The organism is Flavobacterium johnsoniae (assembly GCF_001879205.1).
Taxonomy (GTDB): Bacteria; Bacteroidota; Bacteroidia; order Flavobacteriales; family Flavobacteriaceae; genus Flavobacterium; species Flavobacterium johnsoniae_A.
Genome location: NZ_MLFK01000007.1, coordinates 168,844 through 189,629, shown reverse-complemented (window position 1 = coordinate 189,629; position 20,786 = coordinate 168,844). Strand labels below are relative to the sequence as shown.

At 34.2% G+C, this 20,786-nt stretch carries 14 protein-coding genes; 6 read left to right on the top strand and 8 right to left on the bottom strand.

What is annotated here, in order from left to right:
- Positions 1-3: 3 nt before the first annotated feature.
- The 3 genes from BKM63_RS12395 to BKM63_RS12385 all read right to left on the bottom strand — a co-directional run bounded on the left by BKM63_RS12395 (position 4) and on the right by BKM63_RS12385 (position 5,051).
- Positions 4-930, bottom strand: coding sequence for a PorP/SprF family type IX secretion system membrane protein (locus BKM63_RS12395; protein WP_071636895.1), 927 nt, complete (start codon positions 928-930; stop codon positions 4-6).
- A 32-nt stretch (positions 931-962) separates the two neighbouring features.
- Positions 963-3,587, bottom strand: a complete 2,625-nt coding sequence (locus BKM63_RS12390; RefSeq protein WP_071636894.1) for a gliding motility-associated C-terminal domain-containing protein — start codon at positions 3,585-3,587, stop codon at positions 963-965.
- Between the two features lie 135 nt (positions 3,588-3,722).
- Entirely contained in the window at positions 3,723-5,051 is a 1,329-nt protein-coding gene (locus BKM63_RS12385; RefSeq protein WP_071636893.1) for a PDZ domain-containing protein, read from the bottom strand.
- Between the two features lie 122 nt (positions 5,052-5,173).
- Between BKM63_RS12385 and BKM63_RS12380 the strand changes: the two genes are divergently transcribed.
- The 6 genes from BKM63_RS12380 to lgt all read left to right on the top strand — a co-directional run bounded on the left by BKM63_RS12380 (position 5,174) and on the right by lgt (position 10,611).
- Complete coding sequence (locus BKM63_RS12380; protein WP_071636892.1) at positions 5,174-6,370, top strand: pyridoxal phosphate-dependent aminotransferase; 1,197 nt, start codon at positions 5,174-5,176, stop codon at positions 6,368-6,370.
- 197 nt (positions 6,371-6,567) lie between these two features.
- Positions 6,568-7,239: a GTP cyclohydrolase I FolE gene (gene folE, locus BKM63_RS12375; RefSeq protein WP_071636891.1), complete on the top strand. Its 672-nt coding sequence runs from the start codon at positions 6,568-6,570 to the stop codon at positions 7,237-7,239.
- Positions 7,240-7,332: 93 nt separating this feature from the next.
- The gene (locus tag BKM63_RS12370; protein WP_071636890.1) at positions 7,333-7,695 is read left to right on the top strand and encodes a four helix bundle protein; all 363 of its coding nucleotides are present in this window, start codon (positions 7,333-7,335) and stop codon (positions 7,693-7,695) included.
- A 94-nt stretch (positions 7,696-7,789) separates the two neighbouring features.
- Positions 7,790-9,268 (top strand): cysteine--tRNA ligase, encoded by a 1,479-nt coding sequence (cysS, locus tag BKM63_RS12365; RefSeq protein ID WP_071636889.1) that lies wholly within the window; start codon positions 7,790-7,792, stop codon positions 9,266-9,268.
- Between the two features lie 94 nt (positions 9,269-9,362).
- On the top strand, positions 9,363-9,611 hold the full coding sequence (gene yidD, locus BKM63_RS12360) for a membrane protein insertion efficiency factor YidD (protein ID WP_071636888.1): 249 nt from the start codon (positions 9,363-9,365) through the stop codon (positions 9,609-9,611).
- Between the two features lie 67 nt (positions 9,612-9,678).
- The gene (gene lgt / locus BKM63_RS12355; protein WP_071636887.1) at positions 9,679-10,611 is read left to right on the top strand and encodes a prolipoprotein diacylglyceryl transferase; all 933 of its coding nucleotides are present in this window, start codon (positions 9,679-9,681) and stop codon (positions 10,609-10,611) included.
- A gap of 56 nt (positions 10,612-10,667) precedes the next feature.
- On the opposite strand, the gene BKM63_RS12350 is transcribed toward lgt, so the two are convergent.
- The 5 genes from BKM63_RS12350 to BKM63_RS12330 form a co-directional block, all read right to left on the bottom strand.
- The gene (locus tag BKM63_RS12350) at positions 10,668-11,255 is read right to left on the bottom strand and encodes an acyloxyacyl hydrolase (protein WP_347511975.1); all 588 of its coding nucleotides are present in this window, start codon (positions 11,253-11,255) and stop codon (positions 10,668-10,670) included.
- 110 nt (positions 11,256-11,365) lie between these two features.
- On the bottom strand, positions 11,366-14,341 hold the full coding sequence (gene secDF / locus BKM63_RS12345) for a protein translocase subunit SecDF (RefSeq protein ID WP_071636885.1): 2,976 nt from the start codon (positions 14,339-14,341) through the stop codon (positions 11,366-11,368).
- A 227-nt stretch (positions 14,342-14,568) separates the two neighbouring features.
- Entirely contained in the window at positions 14,569-15,504 is a 936-nt protein-coding gene (mdh, locus tag BKM63_RS12340) for a malate dehydrogenase (RefSeq protein ID WP_071636884.1), read from the bottom strand.
- 109 nt (positions 15,505-15,613) lie between these two features.
- Positions 15,614-17,554, bottom strand: a complete 1,941-nt coding sequence (gyrB, locus tag BKM63_RS12335) for a DNA topoisomerase (ATP-hydrolyzing) subunit B (RefSeq protein WP_071636883.1) — start codon at positions 17,552-17,554, stop codon at positions 15,614-15,616.
- A 365-nt stretch (positions 17,555-17,919) separates the two neighbouring features.
- Positions 17,920-20,655 (bottom strand): M16 family metallopeptidase, encoded by a 2,736-nt coding sequence (locus tag BKM63_RS12330; RefSeq protein WP_071636882.1) that lies wholly within the window; start codon positions 20,653-20,655, stop codon positions 17,920-17,922.
- Positions 20,656-20,786: the final 131 nt, after the last annotated feature.

Sequence of the window (20,786 nt, the reverse complement as noted above, 5' to 3'; positions counted from 1 at the left end):
ATTTTAAAAGAATCTAGGTGATTTATCATATCCTTTTCCTAATAAATCCAAATCAAAAAGCAGCATAATTTCGTGTGTCCCAGAATTAAACTGACCGAAATTAGTAAGTGTGTAATCATAAGCATAACCTACTCTAAGCGATGGCGTAATGTTGATATTACATAAAGCACTTACCGAATCATCAATTCTGTATGCAGCGCCGAATTCAAATTTCTCGTTAAACAAAACATTCGCAGTAATGTCTAAAGTTATAGGTGCGCCTTTTACAAATTTTGACATAAATGCAGGCTTTAACTTCCACATATCATTAAGCTGAAAAACATAACCTGCAGTTAAAAAAGTATGTATTTCTTCAGATCCGAAGGCGTTTATGCCTGATTTTTCTTCAACATATTTTGATTTCAATAAATTAGGAACCGATAATCCAACGTATAGATTGTCTCTAAAATAATAGGCACCAACCCCAATGTTTGGTTTTGTAGCGTTTATATTTTCTGCGAAAGCAAAATCAGTTTGAGGATCTGTAAAACGAAATCCGTTAAAATTGCTTTGAATAGAAGAGAATCCGGCTTTAAGCCCCAGCGAAAGTTTGTTTTGTCCGCCTAATTTCAGGACGTATGCAAAATCAGCATAAACATTATTTTCTTTTTTGGCGCCGTCTCCAATATCATCTGAAATAAATGACAAACCAACTTCTATTTTTTCAGTTATGGCGCTGTGTCCAAAAAAGGTAAATGTTTTTGGAGCACCAACTGCACCCACCCATTGTGTTCTATACAATCCTCCAAAATTCATCATAGCCGGAACTCCTGTTGCATACGCCGGATTGATCACGCTCATATTGTACATATAATGCGTGTATTCCGGATCTTGCTGGGCCGAAACCGATAAATAAAAGAGGAAATTTATAAAGAGTATTATTTTTTTCATTTGAAACTATATTAAATAATATAAAAAGAGATTTAGCGGTTTAAATAAAGACGGCCTTGTTTTGGCGGTTTATTGTCTTTATTAAAATGCAGTACGTAAAAATAAACGCCGTTTGGTGCAACACCGCCCGCAATACCGCTCTTTTCATAATTTATCCCGTCCCAGGCCGGTTTACTTTTATCTCCTTTATACATTCCGTTTCCGTATCTGTTAAAAATTTCAAGGGTATAATTGGGGTACAAAAATTCAATATCTTTTATCACGAATGAATCGTTTACTCCATCTCCATTTGGCGAAAATCCATCGGGAATAAAAAAGTCATTAGGCACATCGTCGCAGTCTGTTAATCTAACTGTAACTTCAATATGTTCTGAAGAAAAACAATCTGACGCCGGAAAATTAAATCCGTAATATTTTCCCTGTTCTATTAAAGGAGTTGACGGCGATAATAAATTCCCATTTGCTTCTGCATCGTACCAAACTACTGTTGAAGGCACATCGGTATTATTTGATAAATCAGCAATTGTGGGATTATTCAATCCACAGAAATCTGCTCCATCCGTATTTAAAATCGGAGAAGGCGTATCGTTTATCGTAACCAAAACCATTGCCGGTTCTGATGTACAGCCTGCCGCTGAAGTTTCCTTAACATAATAATTCCCTGATTCTAAAATCGTAGTATCCGGAAGAGCTGTGGTTGATGCTGCCGTATTGTACCATTTATATTGAGGGCCTTTTGGAAATAAATTCGCAATTGTGGCTTCATCAACTTTACAAAAAGGCTGCGGATTTACAACTGGTGCAGCAGGAATTGGATTTATAATAAAACCGTCAAATACATTATTGAGGTTAACATCGCAATTGGTGATGTTATTCTTCAAATTGGTTATCGAAATAACAGTTGATCCTGTATTTAAAACCAAGTCTGTAGGAATTTGAAATTCAGTTTTCCCACCAGTAACTGGGAGAACAACTGTTTCTGAAGTACTTAAATTACTATCTGACAGCATATAGGAAATTGTTACATCAGTCAAAGTGCCTAATCCCGAAATCGCCACGGAAACCGGATCATGAAGACAACGATCATTAACCGCCACTCTGACTGTTGCAGCATTGGGCAACGGATTTATGATTAGGTTTCCTTTTATATTTGCCGTATTTGTACAACCTGTTGCGGTATTTGTAATATTTATAATGGTGATGGTTGAGGCACCGCTGTTTGCGTTTAAGTTTCCAGGAATTGTAAAGTTTGATTTTCCTCCAGATATTGTAATATTTTGTCTTTGCCCTAAAGCAAAATTATCACCAGTCACATTATAAACAATATCATAATTACCATCAGGAAGGAGCAGTGCATTTGTAAGATCTGCTAATGCATTTTTATTCTGGCATGTTGGTTCTAAAGTTAAAACTGCACCGTCTAAACGCGGAATAGGATGCACTTCCAGCTCATCTGATAAATCATTTACAATATTATTACAAGCTCCGTTGCTTGAAACATTCACAATATTGATAATTGATATTTTAAACTCACCTACTTGTCTGAAATAATAAGAAGAAATTGGAAAGTTCAACACTCCGTTAACAAAATTAGCAGTAATCGTCTGAGTACCGCCATTAGGTCCTGAAACATTAAATGTAACGCGGTATTGTCCGTTTGGAATAGGCTGAGAACCTCTTGTTAATACCGCTGAATAAGTAGCCGTTGAAATATCAGGCTCGCAAATATCTTTTATTACTTCAATTTTTGCTCCTGTAAAATCGAGTCTTTTTTCGATCGTAATTACTATAGGCTCTGTTTTATCCGGACATACTTTATTGTTTGGAGCCGCATAAACAGTATAGGTATAAGTATAGTCTCCAGGTCCGCCTGCATCATAGACTTCCTGCAGATTGACAAAATTATCACTTAAAGATGTTAAGCCGGGACCTCTCCATTCACCTCCACTATCCTGCCCCACAAGTCTGGTGCTTAAATCCAAATTAGTATAAGAAGCAAGATCTGTTTCTGCACATAGCAATAAATTTCTTGCCTTTCCTACTTCCGGCGCTTTTCTAATCGTTACGATTACGGTTGAAGATGGTGAATTTGGAGAACAGGCAAGCACAGGTGGTACTGTATAAGTGTATTGAAAAGTTCCTCCAATTCCTTTAATTGGAATAAGCTGGTCTACAATTTGTCCGGTGCTGTTTGTCCATGTTCCATTTGTATGCGGCGCCATCACAGTTCCATTGAATGCCGTAAAAAGGTTAAAAAACTCCTCATCACTACATACTGTAGCATGTGGAGCAGGAACTCCGGCATAAGCACCAATAGTAAGGGTAACTGTAGCTTTATTATCTGTACACCCAGTGGCCGCCGGTACTGTATAAGTATATCGATAATTTCCTCCCTGGCTAATGAGCTGCGCATTTAAAGTCCCCAAAACAGGGTTTAATCCGCGGGAAGTATCGTCTCCAGACCAAGTTCCTCCCGGTACAGGACTGCCTCCTAATAAAGAAAATAACGATATGTTCTGATTTACCGGATCTTCTATCGTGCAAAGATCAACATGCGCATCATTACCAGCACATTGTGAATAAATTTTTGGAGATAAAACCGTTAAAAAAATAAAAACCAATAAAAATTGTAAGAAATTAATGTAGTTTTTGACCATATATTATTATTTTCGTTAAACATAATAAAATATGAGCTTACTTTCTTAAAAAACTTAATTTTCTTATTAATTTTTAAAATAGATACAAACTAAGCCACAAATTTGAATCTAAAATGAAAATTATTAAAAAAGAAATTACAATTCATCTTCTAGTCTGAATCTAAATTTTAAAATAAGGCTGTTTCTTTCTACATCAATCGTAATCCATCTGTCTTCTTCTGATTTTAAAAGCTGATTAATCTGCTGTAAAGAATATTTGTAAGGTCTCTCGTTATTGATACTGATAATAATATCTCCTTTTTGCAGACCGCATTTTTCTGCCGCCGAATGTTTTCTGATGTTTACAATCTCATAAACCGGTTTCAATAAAAACTTATATCTAAAATTACCGCCATTATTGTTTTGATTCATTTCATTTTCACTCACTGTCGAAACCACCTGCACCGTTTCTAAATGCACCGTTTCCTGAACCCATTGAAGTCCGTTATGCTGAATGGTAATACCACTTTTATTATATGTAAAGGGGTCTGAAAATTTATTATTTTTTTTAAGATAAAGCTTTTGGTCCCTATAATCTAAAACGATATTAAATCGTTTTAAAACTTCTCCTCCAACCGATCCAATTCGGTCTTTAACCATTTTAACATTTATAATAGATAACGAATCTGGAAAAGCAACTATTGGTTTTTTAAAATCAAACTCATCGATTGAAAACATATGAATTCGTGCACGATGTCCTTCGATATCACCGCTAAACCCTTTTCCTAAAAAGTCAGGAAAGTTCTTTTTGGGAAGCTTAATTTTTGAATTTTCGAAAATCCAGAAAGCATCGCTGTTACCAATATCAATTAGTAGTTTTGCCTGAATTTCGATACTGTCTACAACAGCTGTTGTAGAAATATAAGGCTTAGACCGTTCTATAGTGATCGGAATTAATTTAAACTTTTTATCCAGCTTTTTCTGAATCTCCTGTTTGTCTTCATATACTGTTATTTTTCGTTTTTCATAATTGATTTCGACTATATTGTTCTTGAAAAATTTGTATCCAATAATTCCATTCACCGGAATACCAATATGCGACGACAAATTAAAACTCTGATCTAAAATAACATATAACATATGGTTATTCGATTTTAGTCCGTAAGTTTCAAAAGTGTTTTTTGTAGATTTAAGCCCTTCTATTTCTTTTTCAGAGCCCAGTCCTCTAAGTTTGATTTTCTCAACATTGTTAAATTTAACTTCCTGCATTTCATCCATACTAAACAAAATAGTTTCTTCTACACCTGAGTCCAGCAGAAAATTTAGTTCTATTCCGTTTACTTTAATCGGAATAAAAATCAGGTTATTTAACAATTTAAAAGGAATTACAGCCTTTTTTTTGTTGTTTTCGATAATGAAATTATCTTGAGCATTTAAACAAAAAGGCAGCAATACCACAAAAAACAACACAATATATTTTTTCATTGACAATATTTTATTATAAAATTAGTAAATATATTTATTATTGTTACATTTTTATAAGTACTCGTATTGTTTACGTTAAATTCGAAAAAAAAATGCAAATTTGCACTTCAATAAAAAATCTCATGCCAACAATTTCAAACAAAGGCAGAAACATGCCCGAATCACCGATACGCAAGCTTGCTCCTTATGCAGATATCGCAAAGCAAAAAGGACACAAAGTGTATCATTTAAACATTGGTCAACCGGATATCAAGACACCCGAAGTGGCCATCGAGGCGGTAAAAAATATTGATTTAACTCTTATAGAATACAGTCCGTCAGCCGGATATGAAAGCTACAGAAAAAAATTAGCTCAATTTTACCAACGCCAAAATGTAAATGTTAACTCAGAAGACATCATTGTTACGACTGGTGGCTCTGAAGCCCTTTTGTTTGCACTGGCCACGATTACAGATCCGGGAGATGAAATCATCATTCCGGAACCTTTTTATGCTAATTATCACGCATTTGCATCATCAACAAGTGCAACCGTTGTACCTCTTGTTTCGACTATCGAAACGGCATTTGCTTTGCCAAGTATCGAAGAAGTCGAAAAATTGATTACGCCAAAAACAAAAGCCATTTTAATTTGTAATCCCGGAAATCCAACGGGTTATTTATACTCTGAAACCGAGATTAAACAATTAGCAGGTTTAATCAAAAAATACGATTTGTATCTAATTGCTGACGAAGTTTATCGTGAGTTTTTATATGATGGAGATGATGTGCATTTTTCTGTGATGAATTTAGAAGATGTACAGCAAAATGTAATCATGGTAGATTCAGTTTCTAAACGCTACAGTATGTGCGGCGCGCGAATTGGCTGTTTAATTACTAAAAATAAAGATGTTCTGGCAACGGTTATGAAATTTGCCCAGGCACGTTTAAGCCCGCCAACAATTGAGCAGATTGCCTGCGAAGCTGCAATTGACACACCGCAAAGTTATTTTGACGAAGTAATTGCAGAATATAAAGAGCGACGTAACACTTTAATTGCAGAACTAAACAAAATTGAAGGTGTAATTGTAACAAAACCAAAAGGTGCTTTTTACTGCATTGCACAACTGCCAATAGAAAACTCTGATGATTTTGCCCAATGGCTTTTAGAAAGTTACGATTTAAATGGAGAAACAGTGATGGTGGCTCCCGCAGCCGGATTTTATTCGACTCCGGGAATGGGACTAAATCAGGTTCGAATTGCGTATGTATTAAATAAAAAAGATTTAATTACTGCTGTAAATATTTTAAAAGAAGCACTTTTCGCATACAACAATAAATAAACATACTAAACTTAAACTTCCAAAAGACAATAACGATAAGTTATTGTCTTTTGTATTTTAAAAAAGTCGTAATCAGATCAAATTTAGATTATATCAAAAAAGGATCGATTAAATAATAAAAGCATAGAAAAGGTTTCCTATTTATTAATTATCTTTACCGCCTTAAAAAGATATACCCATTATAATAGTAGTTTTTAATGATAAATAACGACGATTTTTTAGACGAAATAGGTGACAATCACTTCAGCAGTAATGCAAAAAACCCTCTTAGAGCGGACGCTTTCGACTTAACTGATGATGAAAAAATAGAAAAAATTAAAAAAGATGTTGAAAACATTCTTCAAACACTTGGAATGGATTTAACAGATGACAGCATAAAAGGTACTCCAAACCGAGTGGCAAAAATGTTTGTAAAGGAGATTTTTGGCGGTTTAAACCCTTCAAAACAACCAAAAGCTTCAACTTTTGACAACAATTACAAGTATGGTGAAATGTTAGTAGAAAAAAACATAACCGTTTATTCTACCTGCGAACATCATTTACTTCCAATTATTGGCCGTGCTCACGTTGCTTACATTTCAAGCGGAAGAGTTATCGGTTTATCTAAAATGAACCGTATTGTTGAATATTATGCAAAAAGACCTCAGGTTCAGGAGCGTTTAACCATGCAGATTGTTCAGGAACTTCAAAAAGCTTTAGGAACCGAAGATGTGGCCTGCGTTATCGATGCAAAACACCTTTGCGTAAATTCAAGAGGAATTAAAGACATCGAAAGCAGCACTGTAACGTCTGAATTTGGCGGAAAATTCAAAGATCCTCAAACAAAGAGAGAATTTTTAGACTATATTAAACTGGAAACTCAATTTTAGTTTAATCGATAAATCGTTAATTTGTTTAATCGCTTATTGTAATTCTTAATTTCGATAAAACGATTAAACAAATCAACAATTAAAGAGAAAATAATGTATATTTTTTCATTTGAAAAGCTAGAGGTTTGGCAAAATGCAAGAATGTTTATTTTGGATATTTATAAATTAACTAGTAAATTTCCATCAAATGAATTGTTCGGAATAACTTCTCAAATTAAAAGAAGTTCATCTTCAATTGCGACAAATATTGCAGAAGGAACATCACGGAATACAAATAAAGATAAGGCTCATTTTTTAACGATCTCATATTCATCGGCAATGGAAACTTTGAATCACTTAATTATTTCGAAAGACTTAAATTATGTGTCAGAAACGGAATATAAGGAATCTCGCGAAAAAATTGAAAAAATCTGCAATCAGATAAATAGTTTAAAAAAGTACTATCTTTCACAATAATAAAAAACGCAAAAAACGTTTACACAATTTAAAAAATCAAGAATTAAACGATTAAACGGTTAAACAAATAAACGGTTAAACAACAAATTAAAATATGCCTTTATATACAACGCAGCCTCTAAAAATATACAATTCGCTTTCGGGTGAAAAAGAAAATTTCAAACCAATCCATGAAGGAAATGTTGGAATGTATGTTTGCGGACCAACGGTTTATAGTAATGTACATTTAGGAAACGTAAGGACTTTTATGTCTTTCGACGTAATTTTCAGGTATTTTTTACATCTTGATTACAAAGTTCGTTACGTTCGTAATATTACCGATGTTGGTCATATTGTAGATGATGTAGATGAAGGTGAAGATAAAATTGCCAAAAAAGCACGTTTGGAGCAATTAGAACCAATGGAAGTTGTTCAACGATACACAGTTGATTTTCATGACATTCTAAAAGCTTTCAACTTTTTACCGCCAAGTATCGAACCTACAGCTACTGGACATATTATTGAACAAATTGAAATCATCAAAAAAATCATTGATACCGGAATTGGCTATGTGGCTAACGGATCTGTTTATTTTGATGTGGTAAAATATAACGAAACTAATAATTACGGAGTTTTAAGCGGCAGAAATATCGAAGATATGCTTGCCAATACCCGTGATCTTGATGGTCAGTCAGACAAAAGAAATCCGCAGGATTTTGCACTTTGGAAAAAAGCTGAGCCGGAGCATATCATGAGATGGCCTTCACCCTGGAGCGATGGCTTTCCTGGCTGGCACTTAGAATGTACAGCCATGAGTACTAAATATTTAGGTAATCACTTCGACATTCATGGAGGCGGAATGGATTTAAAATTCCCACACCACGAATGTGAAATTGCTCAAAATGAAGCTTGTACAGGACAGTCGCCGGTAAATTACTGGATGCATGCCAATATGCTTACCCTAAACGGAAAGAAAATGGCAAAATCTACGGGAAATAATATTTTACCAGGAGAGATACTAAGCGGAGACAATACTATCTTAAGTAAAGCATTTTCTGCTTCTGTAACACGTTTTTTCATGTTACAAGCCCACTACAGAAGCATTTTAGATTTCTCAGATGATGCCATTACAGCTGCAGAAAAAGGATACAAAAGATTAATGGAAGCTATTGAAGCTTTGCCGGCAATCAACACAAGCTCTTCAAGCTCTATTAATTTTACATCTTGGAAACAAGCTTGTTATGATGCCATGAACGACGATTTCAATACACCAATTTTAATTGCGCAGTTATTTGAGGCAGTTCGTTACATCAATTTACTAAAAGAAGGTAAAGAGACCATTTCTGCCGAAGATCTAAAAACATTCTCAACAGCTATAAACGCTTTTGTTTTTGATGTTTTAGGCTTAAGCGATGAGAAAGCAGCCGACAGCAATAACGACAAATTAGAAGGCGTTGTAAACATGCTTATCGGGATGAGGAATCAAGCAAGAGCTGATAAGAATTTTGCACTTTCAGATCAAATTCGTGATCAGTTAATTGCTTTAGGAATTCAGTTAAAAGATGGTAAAGAAGGAACTTCTTTTAGTATCTAAATAAAATGAAGTGTTCAGTATTCAATATTTAGCGATCCTTTAAAGCAAGGTTTAAATCTAAATACTAAATACTGATCACTGATTACTAGAAAATATGTTTTCAAAAATTCTAATATATCCGTTTGTAATACTGGTGCGCTTTTATCAAACTGCTATTTCACCTTTTACACCCGCTTCGTGCAGGTTTGAGCCAACATGCTCAACTTATATGATTCAGGCATTGCAAATACATGGATTATTCTATGGAGGATATTTAGGAATAAAACGAATTTTAAGCTGCCACCCATGGGGAAGGACAGGTTACGATCCCGTTCCCGAAAAGAAATGTTCACACAAACATTAACTTTTTCTAAAGATTTGCTCCATATTTAATCTCTATTTTTACAAAATATAATAAAACATTACACTATATGACACAGCCTTTAAATATCGTTTGGAATCCTTCAGAAGGAATAGATTTAGGATTTTTTATGATTCGTTACTACAGTTTAATGTTCGTAATTGCTTTTGGTTTAGGATGGTTCCTGATGAAAAAGATTTTCGAACGCGAACATGAACCAATTGACAAATTAGATTCTCTTTTTGTCTGGACTGTTTTAGCAACTTTAATTGGTGCTCGTTTAGGACATGTTTTATTCTACGATTGGGAATATTTCAGAAATCATTTACTTGAAATATTTTTACCATTTAAATTCGAACCAAAATTCGAATTCACAGGATTTCAGGGCTTAGCAAGTCATGGTGCTGCAATTGCTATTATAATTGCGATGTATTACTACAGCAAAATAATTCTAAAACGTCCGTTATTATGGATTTTAGACCGTGTTGTAATTCCTGTTGCCAGTGGTGCTATCTTTGTTCGTTTAGGAAACTTCATGAACTCAGAAATTATTGGTCATGAAACTACATCTGCATTTGGAATTCGATTTTTACACGATAAATTCAGCAAAGCCGAAGCAGTAAATGCAACACAAATTGCAAATCCAAAAGAAGCTTATAATGCCATTGCTTCAGATCCTAAATTTGCTGATTTATTAGCACAGGTTCCAGCAAAACATCCAACGCAATTATACGAAGCATTTTGCTACATCTTTGTATTTGCAATCTTATATTTCTTGTATTGGAAAACCAATGCGAGACTTAGATCAGGATATTTATTCGGGTTGTTTTTAGTTCTTTTATTTATAGTTCGCTTTATTGTTGAATTTGTAAAAGAAAGCCAGGGCGGTATTGAAGAAGAATTAGGCTTATTCTCAACCGGACAATGGTTAAGTATTCCTTTTATCATCATTGGTCTTTTCTTTATTATAAGAGCCAAAAGAAACCCTTTAGCAGCTTCTTAGTCGCAAGAATAGAACCTTATAAATATAAAGCCCGGTATGTAAAATACCGGGCTTTTTTATAACGAATATGAAACTCCAAATTCTATATTTCTAGTATTATATCCTCCATTTTTACCGCTTAAACCTGCGTTAGAAACATGTCGGATTTCTGGCCGAATATCAAAGTGAATCTTTTTCATTTTAAAAGAAAAACCAAGCGCTAAAACATCGGCAAAAGCGAATCCTTTAGACATTCTTTCAGTTTCGGTATCATTTATCATCGGACCAATACTGCCCAAAACATAAACTGAACAGCTTTTACCAATTGGCTTTCGAACTAGAAAACCGAGATTCAACACATATTCCCTCACCTCTTTTAACTGCGTATAATCTTCTCTTTTTTGCTGATAATCCGGTGTCTCCGGTTTAACAAAATAAAAATTTAATAATTGATGTTTTGCAAAATTAATTTCGGGCTGTATTAAAATTTCATACTGAAAGTGTTTTGTTTCGCTCAACTTATAATACAATTGCAGCTTATAAAAGTGATTGATAAAAGTGTAATCCGTATTATTGAATTCACTTCCAAAACCATAATTTAAACCAAGGCAAAGTCTGGAATCCTTCTCTTGTGCCATGATTTTTACACTCAAAAGAAATAACATCCCTAAAAGTAATCTTCGCCCCATATCTGTTTTTAAAATTCATTATAAATATAGCACAAAAAAAAGATCCAGCTTTCACCGGATCTTTTTAATATGATTTAAGCAATTAATTATGCTTTATTGTGTTTGTCTTCGATTGTATGTTTTTCATCTTTAGAAATCGTATCTACCAGTACTGGCGTAGCAATAAATAAAGAAGAATAAGTACCTACAATAATACCAATTAACATTGCGAAGATAAATCCTCTGATAGATTCTCCACCGAAAATAAACATTGTCAATAATACAATGATCATCATTAATGAAGTATTCAATGTTCTTGATAAAGTAGTATTAATAGAAGCGTTTACGATATCTTCGAAACTACCTTTACGGTTTCCGATGATAAACTCTCTAACCCTGTCAAATACAATTACAGTATCATTCATAGAGTAACCAATTACAGTAAGAATCGCAGCGATAAAGTGCTGATCCATCTCCATGTGGAATGGCATAAACTTGTAGCATAAAGAGTAAATTCCTAATACGAAGATTACGTCGTGCGCAACAGCTGCAATCGCACCTAATGAATACTGCCATTTACGGAAAGAAACCATTAAGTATAAGAAAATAACTGCCATTGCTCCAAGAACTGCCCAGTAAGAGTTTGTTTTAATATCTTCAGAGATAGAAGCTCCAACTTTAGAAGCTTGTAAAACTCCAACTTTTTTACCGTCAAAAGAGTTGATGAATTTATCGTAAGAAGTATTTGGGTAATACTTTTGTAATGCTTTGTATAATTTTTGGTTTACTTCTTCATCAACAGCAACACCATCTTCTTTAATTTTATATTTAGTTGTGATTTTCAACTGATCATCATCACCTAAAATTTTAGCCTCAACCGGAGTACCGAAAGCAGCAGATAACTCATCTGAAACCGTAGTTGCATCGATTGGTTTTTCAAATTTAACCTGGAAAGTTCTACCTCCAACAAAATCAACACCTTCATCTAATCCGTTAATAAAGAAGATAGAAGTTAAACTTACTATTGTTACAATAGAAGAGAAGATATAAGTGAATTTCTTCACTTTAATAAAGTCAAAGTGGAAGTTTGTAAACCAGTTTTTAGTAATGCTTGTAGAGAAAGTCAAATCACCTTTTCCAGCAATATTTCTGTCAATGAAAATTCTAGCGATAAAGATAGAAGTAAACAATGAAGTTACGATACCAATAAGTAATGTTAACGCGAAACCTTTAATTGGTCCTGTACCAAAGATAAACAAGATCGCTCCAGTTAAAACGTGAGTTACGTTTGCATCAATGATAGAACGCATTGCACCATGCCATCCGTAAGATGCCGCTACAGCTTCTGATAATGACTTACCTTCACGTAATTCTTCTTTTGCTCTTTCATAGATAATGATGTTCGCATCTACCGCTGTACCTAATGTTAATACGATACCTGCAATACCTGGTAATGTTAATACAAAACCAAAACTTGCCATAATTCCAAATAAGAATAGTAAGTTTAATAATAAAGCAAGGTTTGCATACCATCCAGCTTTACCATAATAGAATACCATCCAAACACAAACTAATAAGAATCCTAATACAGATGAAATAGTTCCGGCATCAATTGCAGCCTGACCTAAAGATGGTCCTACAACCGTTGATTGAATGATATCTGCAGAAGCTGGTAATTTACCTGCGTTTAATACGTTAGCTAAATCTTTAGTTTCAGCAACATCAAAAGAACCTGTAATTTCAGATCTTCCTCCAGCAATTGGACCACTAGTAACACCTGGCGCAGAATATACGATGTTATCTAAAACAATAGCGATATAACCTTTTTGAGAGAAAGCTCTTCCTGTTAATTCTTCCCAAACTTTTGCTCCCTGACTGTTCATTTGCATAGAAACAGCTGGTTTACCCATTTGGTCAAAAGTATCTTTAGCATCAGTAACAACACCACCGCTCATAGCAGGCACGTTATCTCTGTTTCCTTTTAAAGCGTATAATTCTACTGCTTCAACATCTTTAGATTTAGCATCTTTTATAGTTGTTGGTTTACTCCAAACAAATTTTGCATTGTGTTGGTCAGCACCCAATAAAATTCTAATTTCCGGTCTTTTAAAATAACCGTTTACTGCTGCAGTATCTTTAGTAGCGAAATATCCTAAAACCGGACCACCACCCTGAACAATCATTTTATCAAATAAAGGATTGTTTCCTTTTTTTGTATCTAATGAATCTTTAGAATTATCTGTCAATAAAGCATTCAATGAATCTTTAGCAACAGTTTTAGTTTCTGTTTTCTTAACTTCAGTCTTTTTTAAAGCTTCGTTAGCAGCAACTAAGAAGTTACCAACTTCTTCAATTTTATAAGTTTCCCAAAACTCTAATTGAGCTTTTCCACCTAATAATTTTTTAATTCTGTCAACATCTTTAGCACCTGGAAGCTCTACTAAGATTCTTCCTGTTTCTCCTAATTTTTGAATATTTGGTTGTGTTACACCAAATTTGTCGATACGCTCTCTTAATACTTTATAAGCACTTTCGATAGACTCATCAACTTTTCTTTTGATTACTTTTTGAACTTGCGCATCAGACATTTGAAAATCGATACCACCTTCTCCTTGTAAACTTCTGTTTGCAAAGATATCTGGCGAAGCCAATTTTACAGTTCCGTTTGAATTTGCTTCAAAAGCTTCAAAAAATTTATTTAAATAGGTCTTATTTCCTTCTAAATTCGCAGTTGCATCAGCTAATGATTTATTAAATACTGGATTTTTAGAATTGTTTGCTAAACCTTTTAAAACATCTTTAACAGAGATTTGAAGAATTACGTTGATTCCTCCTTCTAAGTCAAGACCTTTATTTAGCTGCTTGTTTTTAACTTCATTATAAGTGAAGTCTGTAAAACCAAGATTAAACACTTTTTCTTTACCAATAGAATCTAAATATTTTAGCTCTTTATCAGGATTGTCCCCTGCAAAAGCTTTAGCTTCACTTTTGACGTTATTTGCCACAAAAGTGAAAGAAAGTTGGTAAATACTTACCAATGCAAATAGAATTGCGAAAAATTTAATAAGTCCTTTATTCTGCATTATTACTAAAAATTAATTATGTTTTATGTTTGTTTTTGGTTTTAAATTCTCTAAAAATAAGCCCTGACATGAGTTTTTAAAACTAAAAAATCGAGATCACGAATTACTACATTTTTTTTAAATCGAGCAAATATATAATTAACGAAAAGATTAACCAATTTATTTATTAATTAATCTCAAAAAAAAGACTGCAAAAGTGCAGCCTTTTCCTTTTTTTACTGTTTTTATTATACTAAAATCGATTTTAGAGCATCATTCATGCCGCGAACCGCATCTGCACTTTTAGCAAAAAGAGCCTTTTCCTGATCGTTTAGATTAATATCTACAATCTCTTCGACTCCGTTTTTACCAATTATACATGGTACTCCTATACATATATCATTTTGCCCGTACTCTCCTTCTACAAAAACAGAGCAGGCAATCATTTTCTTTTGATCATTTAGAATACTATCTACTAAGTAGGCTACAGAAGCTCCCGGTGCATACCATGCAGAAGTTCCTAAAAGCCCTGTTAGAGTTGCACCGCCCACCATAGTGTCTGCTGCTACTTTTTGCAATACTTCTTCCGAAAGAAACTGCGATACCGGAATTCCGTTGTAAGATGCTAAACGTGTTAAAGGAATCATAGTAGTATCTCCATGACCTCCAATTACCATCGCAGATATATCATTTGCAGGTTTATCCAAAGCCAGAGAAAGATAAGTTCTAAAACGAGAGCTGTCTAATGCACCTCCCATACCTATAATTCTGTTTTTTGGCAATCCTGTAGCTTTTAAAGCCAAATAAGTCATAGTATCCATTGGATTAGAAACTACAACTATTATAGTATCAGGAGAATATTTAAGTACATTTTCGGCAACTGTCTTTACAATCCCCGCATTTATACCTATTAATTCTTCTCTTGTCATTCCTGGTTTTCTTGGAATTCCTGATGTAATAACCACTACATCACTTCCAGCAGTTTTAGAATAATCGTTGGTAACACCTGACACTTTAGTATTAAAACCAGTATTGGTGGCACATTGTGTAATATCCAACGCTTTCCCTTCGGCAAAGCCTTCTTTAATATCCAACAGTACTACTTCGCTTGCAATTCCTCTATAAGAAATAACGTCTGCACATGTAGCTCCAACATTTCCTGCTCCTACAATGGTAACTTTCATATTTTTAACTTTATCGGTTATTAATTAATTGTTTATTTTATAAATCAACAATTCGTTTAATCGTTTAAACAAATTTAAACAATTAAACGAATTATCGTGTTAAAATCTATTAGGCATCGATATTTGCGTATACCGCATTTTTCTCGATGAACTCTCTACGAGGCGGTACTTCATCTCCCATAAGCATAGAGAAAACTCTATCAGCTTCTGCTAAACTATCGATAGTTACCTGACGTAATGTTCTGAAGTTCGGATCCATTGTAGTTTCCCACAATTGCTCTGCGTTCATCTCTCCAAGACCTTTATAACGCTGGATAGCCGCACTTCCTCCCATTCTCTCATTCGCCTGATCACGCTGTACATCGTTCCACGCATACTCTTTTTTATTTCCTTTTTTAACTAAGTATAAAGGAGGAGCTGCAATATAAACGTGTCCTTCTTCGATAAGTTCTTTCATGAAACGGAAGAAGAACGTTAATATTAAAGTAGAAATGTGACTACCATCGACGTCGGCATCACACATGATGATTACCTTATGATATCTTAGTTTTTCTATATTTAAAGCTTTACTGTCTTCGGCTGTACCAACGGTAACTCCTAAAGCGGTAAAAATATTTCGAATCTCTTCGTTTTCGAATACTTTATGATGCATTGCTTTTTCAACGTTCAGGATCTTACCACGTAATGGCAAAATTGCCTGAAAGTTACGATCACGTCCTTGTTTTGCTGTTCCACCAGCCGAATCTCCCTCGACTAAGTAAACCTCACATCTTGCAGGATCCTGCTCCGAACAATCTGAAAGTTTCCCCGGAAGTCCACCGCCACCCATAACAGTTTTACGCTGTACCATTTCACGTGCTTTTTTAGCAGCGTGACGGGCTTGTGCAGCCAAAATAACCTTCTGTATAATCAGTTTTGCATCATTTGGATTTTCTTCCAAATAATTCTCTAACATTTCTCCAACAGCCTGAGAAACTGGAGAAACTACTTCTCTGTTTCCAAGTTTAGTTTTGGTCTGACCTTCAAACTGCGGTTCAGCAACTTTTACCGAAATAATAGCTGTTAATCCTTCACGGAAGTCATCCCCGGCAATTTCAAATTTTAATTTATCTAATAAACCTGAAGCATCTGCATATTTTTTAAGTGTTCTTGTAAGACCACTTCTAAAACCCTGCAAGTGTGTTCCTCCTTCGTGGGTATTGATATTGTTTACATAAGAAAAAATATTCTCTGTATAACTTGTATTATAAATCAAGGCAACTTCTACCGGAATTTCGCCTTTATCATGATCCATACTGATAACATGAGAAACAATTGGCTCACGGTTACCATCTAAGTAGCGAATATATTCTTTAAGACCTTCTGTTGAATGAAAAACCTCACTTCTGAATTCTCCTTTTTCATCAACTTCTCTTTTATCTGTAAATGTGATTGTGATTCCTTTGTTTAAGAAAGATAGCTCACGCATACGAGCTGACAATGTATCATAAGAAAACTCTGTTGTCTGCGTAAAGATTGTATTATCAGGATAAAAAGTCTGACGTGTACCTCTTTTATCTGTTTCTCCGATTTGTTTTACCGGATATAATGATTTTCCTCTTTCGTATTCCTGCTCGTAGATTTTTCCTTCTCTGAAAACAGTCGATTTCATATGAACCGAAAGTGCGTTTACTACAGAAACCCCAACACCGTGAAGTCCTCCCGAAACTTTATAAGAATCTTTATCAAATTTACCTCCGGCACCAATTTTAGTCATTACAACCTCAAGTGCAGAAACACCTTCTTTTTTATGTAAATCTACCGGAATACCACGACCGTTATCTTCAACTGTAACAGAACCGTCTTCGTTTATTGAGACACCAATAGTATCACAATGTCCGCCCATTGCCTCATCAATAGAGTTATCTACAACTTCATAAACCAAATGATGCAGCCCTCGAACTCCTACATCTCCAATATACATCGATGGACGCATTCTTACGTGCTCCATTCCTTCTAATGCCTGAATACTATCTGCTGAATAATTGTTCTTCTTGATTTCTTCGCTCATATAATCTATTCTAAAAATGTAATTATTGTCTAACACGCAAATATATAAAAACGCAGACTATATACCCATAAAATTCCGACCTAAAGCACTTAAGTTATCAACACAATTGTCTGAAAAACCAAAAAATATACTTAAAGGATGACTTAAATTCCAAATTTCTATCCCGAAGCCTCGGGACCAAATTCTAAAAATAAGAATACAGTAAAAAAATCAATTGATTTTATAAAACCTAAATTGCAAAAAAGTCATTTTTTAACAGCATAAAAAAACCGAAATAACATTATAAAAATGCATTTCGGTTTCTAAGATTTCAAAACTCCTTAAATTGGAATTTGGATTTTTTATATTGAATTTTCTAAACTTTATTATTTTTTATTAAAATCTCCTGCATAAACTGAAGTCATTTTATCTAAAGACAGGTATTTTTTCAGAACGTTATTTACCTCATCTACTTTTAAGGCTTTAACCTTTTCTTCTAAATTGTCATAATCTTCAAAAGGTATTCCGTACTGTAAATAAGTATTAGCTAAGTCCATTAGAGTATTGTCGATTCCTAATTTTGTTTTTCTATCATTCTGCCAGCTTACAAAATTTGATTTTAGTTCTTCTGCTGTAAATCCGTCTTTCAAAGCTTTGGCAATTTCTTCTTTTGCGGCTGTTTCAACTGCACTTTTTTTCGTAGGATTTAAAAAAGCGTAGTATGTCCAGCTTGCAGTATCATTAGTAATTGGCACATCAATAAAGGATCCTGCTCCATAACTAATTCCTTCTTTTTCTCTTAACCTCATAGGAATTCTGGCACTTAAAAACCCACCGCTTCCTAATACTTCATTAGCCATTACAAAGGCAGGATAATCTGGATTTTTTCGATCCATTTTAAAACTTATTCTACCTAACGCAACTGCATTTTCTTTATCTGGCGTAATTATATCTTTATCTGATTTTTGGGTTTCAAAATAAGTTGGCAGTGCCATTTCGTATTTTGATTTAGAGTTCCATTTACCAAAAGTGCTTTCTAAAATTTCTGCTGTAGATTTGGCATCCAAATCCCCAACAACACTTCCAACTCCATTGTTTCCTCCTAAAATATTCTTGTAGAAATCAACAATTTCCGACTGCTTTATCTTTTTAAAAGCATCAATCTGCTCTTGAATAGTTGGCGTGTAAAAAATACTTCCTTTAGGATATTTTGTAGTTTGTCTTGTAATTTCTGTAAAGGCAACAGACTGCGGATCATTAAGACTAGACTCCAGGTAAGTATTGTACTCGCTGATCGTTTTAGTCAGCTCATTTTCAGGAAAAGTGGAGTTTGTCAGTAAATCACCTAAAATCGCCATTACTTCCTTAAAATTCTCTTTATAAGTACTAACATTAATGGATAATGTTTGTCTTGAAAAATTAAAATATATAGAAGATTTCAATTGATCTAATCGATCCTGAATTTGCTCTTTGGTCTGTGTTTTAGTTCCTGTTTTTAATAATTGCGCCAAAATTCCGGCTGCATCTGTTTTTCCGTTTAAGTCTTTTTCATTACTTACCGGGAATTTAAAACTTGCCTGAACTTTACCTCCCTTAATTTCTTTTTTGATTAATCCGTATTTCACGCCATTACTCAATTTTCCTTCTGCAAAATTCTGCTTTAAATTTTTAATAGAAGCTTCAAACGGAGCTGCTTCTTTCTCTAAAGCTTTTCCTTTATAATCTTTAGTAAATGCAACTAACTGTTCGTCTGTATATTCAACAGGTTTCACTCTTATTTCTTCTTTAGATGGAATAAAAACACCCACTGTTCTGTTGTTTGACCTGAAATATTTCTCGGCAACTCTTTGAATATCTTCTTTTGTCAGTTTTTCAATTGCGTCTCTGTACAAAAATCCAAGTCTATAATCTCCGGCACCAATAATTTCGGTCATATTTATAGCGTAAGAAATTGTATTATTTTTTACAGCTTCGATTTGTTTGATAATTTTCGCTTTTGCTCTGCTTACATCCTGATCCGTATATTTTGTTGAGCCAATTTTATCCATCTCGTCCCTAACATTTTGCTGTACCGCTTTAACATCTTTATCATTAGGAACAGCAACTCCAAAATAAATATAACCCGCATCTCTTACAGTTGGCTGCCAAAAATAAATACTAGATACTTTTTGGGTTTCTACTAAAGTTTTATACAAATACCCCGATGGATCAGCTGTCAGAATTTCACCTAAAGCATCAATTGCAGCATAATCTTTATCTGCATAAGATGCTGTATGATAAACCACTCCAACATTTTTACTGTCGCCTGCTCTTTTAAGTTCTACAAACTTTTCTCCGTCCTGGGCTGGTTCAATTGTATAAGTTTTATCCAGAACTCTTTTCGGTCTCGGAATTACTCCAAAATACTGGCCAACGTATTGTAACGCTTTTTGTTCATCAAACTTTCCTGCAATAATTACAGTTGCATTATCCGGCTGATAGTACTTTTCATAAAAAACACGAAGTGTATTTGCTTTTACTCTTTCAATGTCTTCTTTACTTCCAATGGTACTGTTCCCGTAATTGTGCCATAAGTAAGCAGTAGAAAGAATTCTTTCCTGCAGCACTCCGTCCGGATTATTTTCTCCTATTTCAAATTCATTTCTAACTACAGAGAATTCTTTCTCAAGATCAGTCTGCAAAATAGTAGCATTCACCATTCGGTCTGCTTCCATTTCGATACTCCATTTTAAATTTTCATCACTTGACGGAAAAACTTCATAGTAATTTGTCCTGTCCAACCAAGTGGTTCCATTAGCATTCCCTCCTTTATCTGAAAGCATCTTTTTAATATCCCCTAAATTCTTAGTGCTCTTAAAAAGCATATGTTCTAATAAATGTGCCATCCCTTTTTCGCCATAACCTTCATTTCTAGAACCAACATTGTAAACAATATTGACTACCATATTACTTTGAGAGGCATCTGGAATTAAAAGTACTTTTAATCCGTTATTTAAAGAATATTCTTTGACACCTTCGACGTTTGTAATGTACTTGGGCACCTCCGGTTTTTTTTGTGCATAAACTGAGCTCAAAGAAACTAATGAGCAGCATAAAATTCCACTTAGAAAAAGGTTTTTCATAAATTGTGTTTAAGGGTTATTTAATTGTTCTATGGTAATCAAATATAGTATTTTTCCGAAACACGATTTATTCTTATTAACTTAGTTTTAGCAATTTACGGGAACACGTAAAAAAAACCGAAACAAACTTT

What these genes read in the sequence shown, in the direction of transcription:
- BKM63_RS12395 (WP_071636895.1), bottom strand. Translation starts at nt 930, where the DNA reads ATGAAAAAAATAATACTCTTTATAAATTTCCTCTTTTATTTATCGGTT.
- BKM63_RS12390 (WP_071636894.1), bottom strand. Translation starts at nt 3,587, where the DNA reads ATGGTCAAAAACTACATTAATTTCTTACAATTTTTATTGGTTTTTATT.
- BKM63_RS12385 (WP_071636893.1), bottom strand. Translation starts at nt 5,051, where the DNA reads ATGAAAAAATATATTGTGTTGTTTTTTGTGGTATTGCTGCCTTTTTGT.
- BKM63_RS12380 (WP_071636892.1), top strand. Translation starts at nt 5,174, where the DNA reads ATGCCAACAATTTCAAACAAAGGCAGAAACATGCCCGAATCACCGATA.
- folE (WP_071636891.1), top strand. Translation starts at nt 6,568, where the DNA reads ATGATAAATAACGACGATTTTTTAGACGAAATAGGTGACAATCACTTC.
- BKM63_RS12370 (WP_071636890.1), top strand. Translation starts at nt 7,333, where the DNA reads ATGTATATTTTTTCATTTGAAAAGCTAGAGGTTTGGCAAAATGCAAGA.
- cysS (WP_071636889.1), top strand. Translation starts at nt 7,790, where the DNA reads ATGCCTTTATATACAACGCAGCCTCTAAAAATATACAATTCGCTTTCG.
- yidD (WP_071636888.1), top strand. Translation starts at nt 9,363, where the DNA reads ATGTTTTCAAAAATTCTAATATATCCGTTTGTAATACTGGTGCGCTTT.
- lgt (WP_071636887.1), top strand. Translation starts at nt 9,679, where the DNA reads ATGACACAGCCTTTAAATATCGTTTGGAATCCTTCAGAAGGAATAGAT.
- BKM63_RS12350 (WP_347511975.1), bottom strand. Translation starts at nt 11,255, where the DNA reads ATGTTATTTCTTTTGAGTGTAAAAATCATGGCACAAGAGAAGGATTCC.
- secDF (WP_071636885.1), bottom strand. Translation starts at nt 14,341, where the DNA reads ATGCAGAATAAAGGACTTATTAAATTTTTCGCAATTCTATTTGCATTG.
- mdh (WP_071636884.1), bottom strand. Translation starts at nt 15,504, where the DNA reads ATGAAAGTTACCATTGTAGGAGCAGGAAATGTTGGAGCTACATGTGCA.
- gyrB (WP_071636883.1), bottom strand. Translation starts at nt 17,554, where the DNA reads ATGAGCGAAGAAATCAAGAAGAACAATTATTCAGCAGATAGTATTCAG.
- BKM63_RS12330 (WP_071636882.1), bottom strand. Translation starts at nt 20,655, where the DNA reads ATGAAAAACCTTTTTCTAAGTGGAATTTTATGCTGCTCATTAGTTTCT.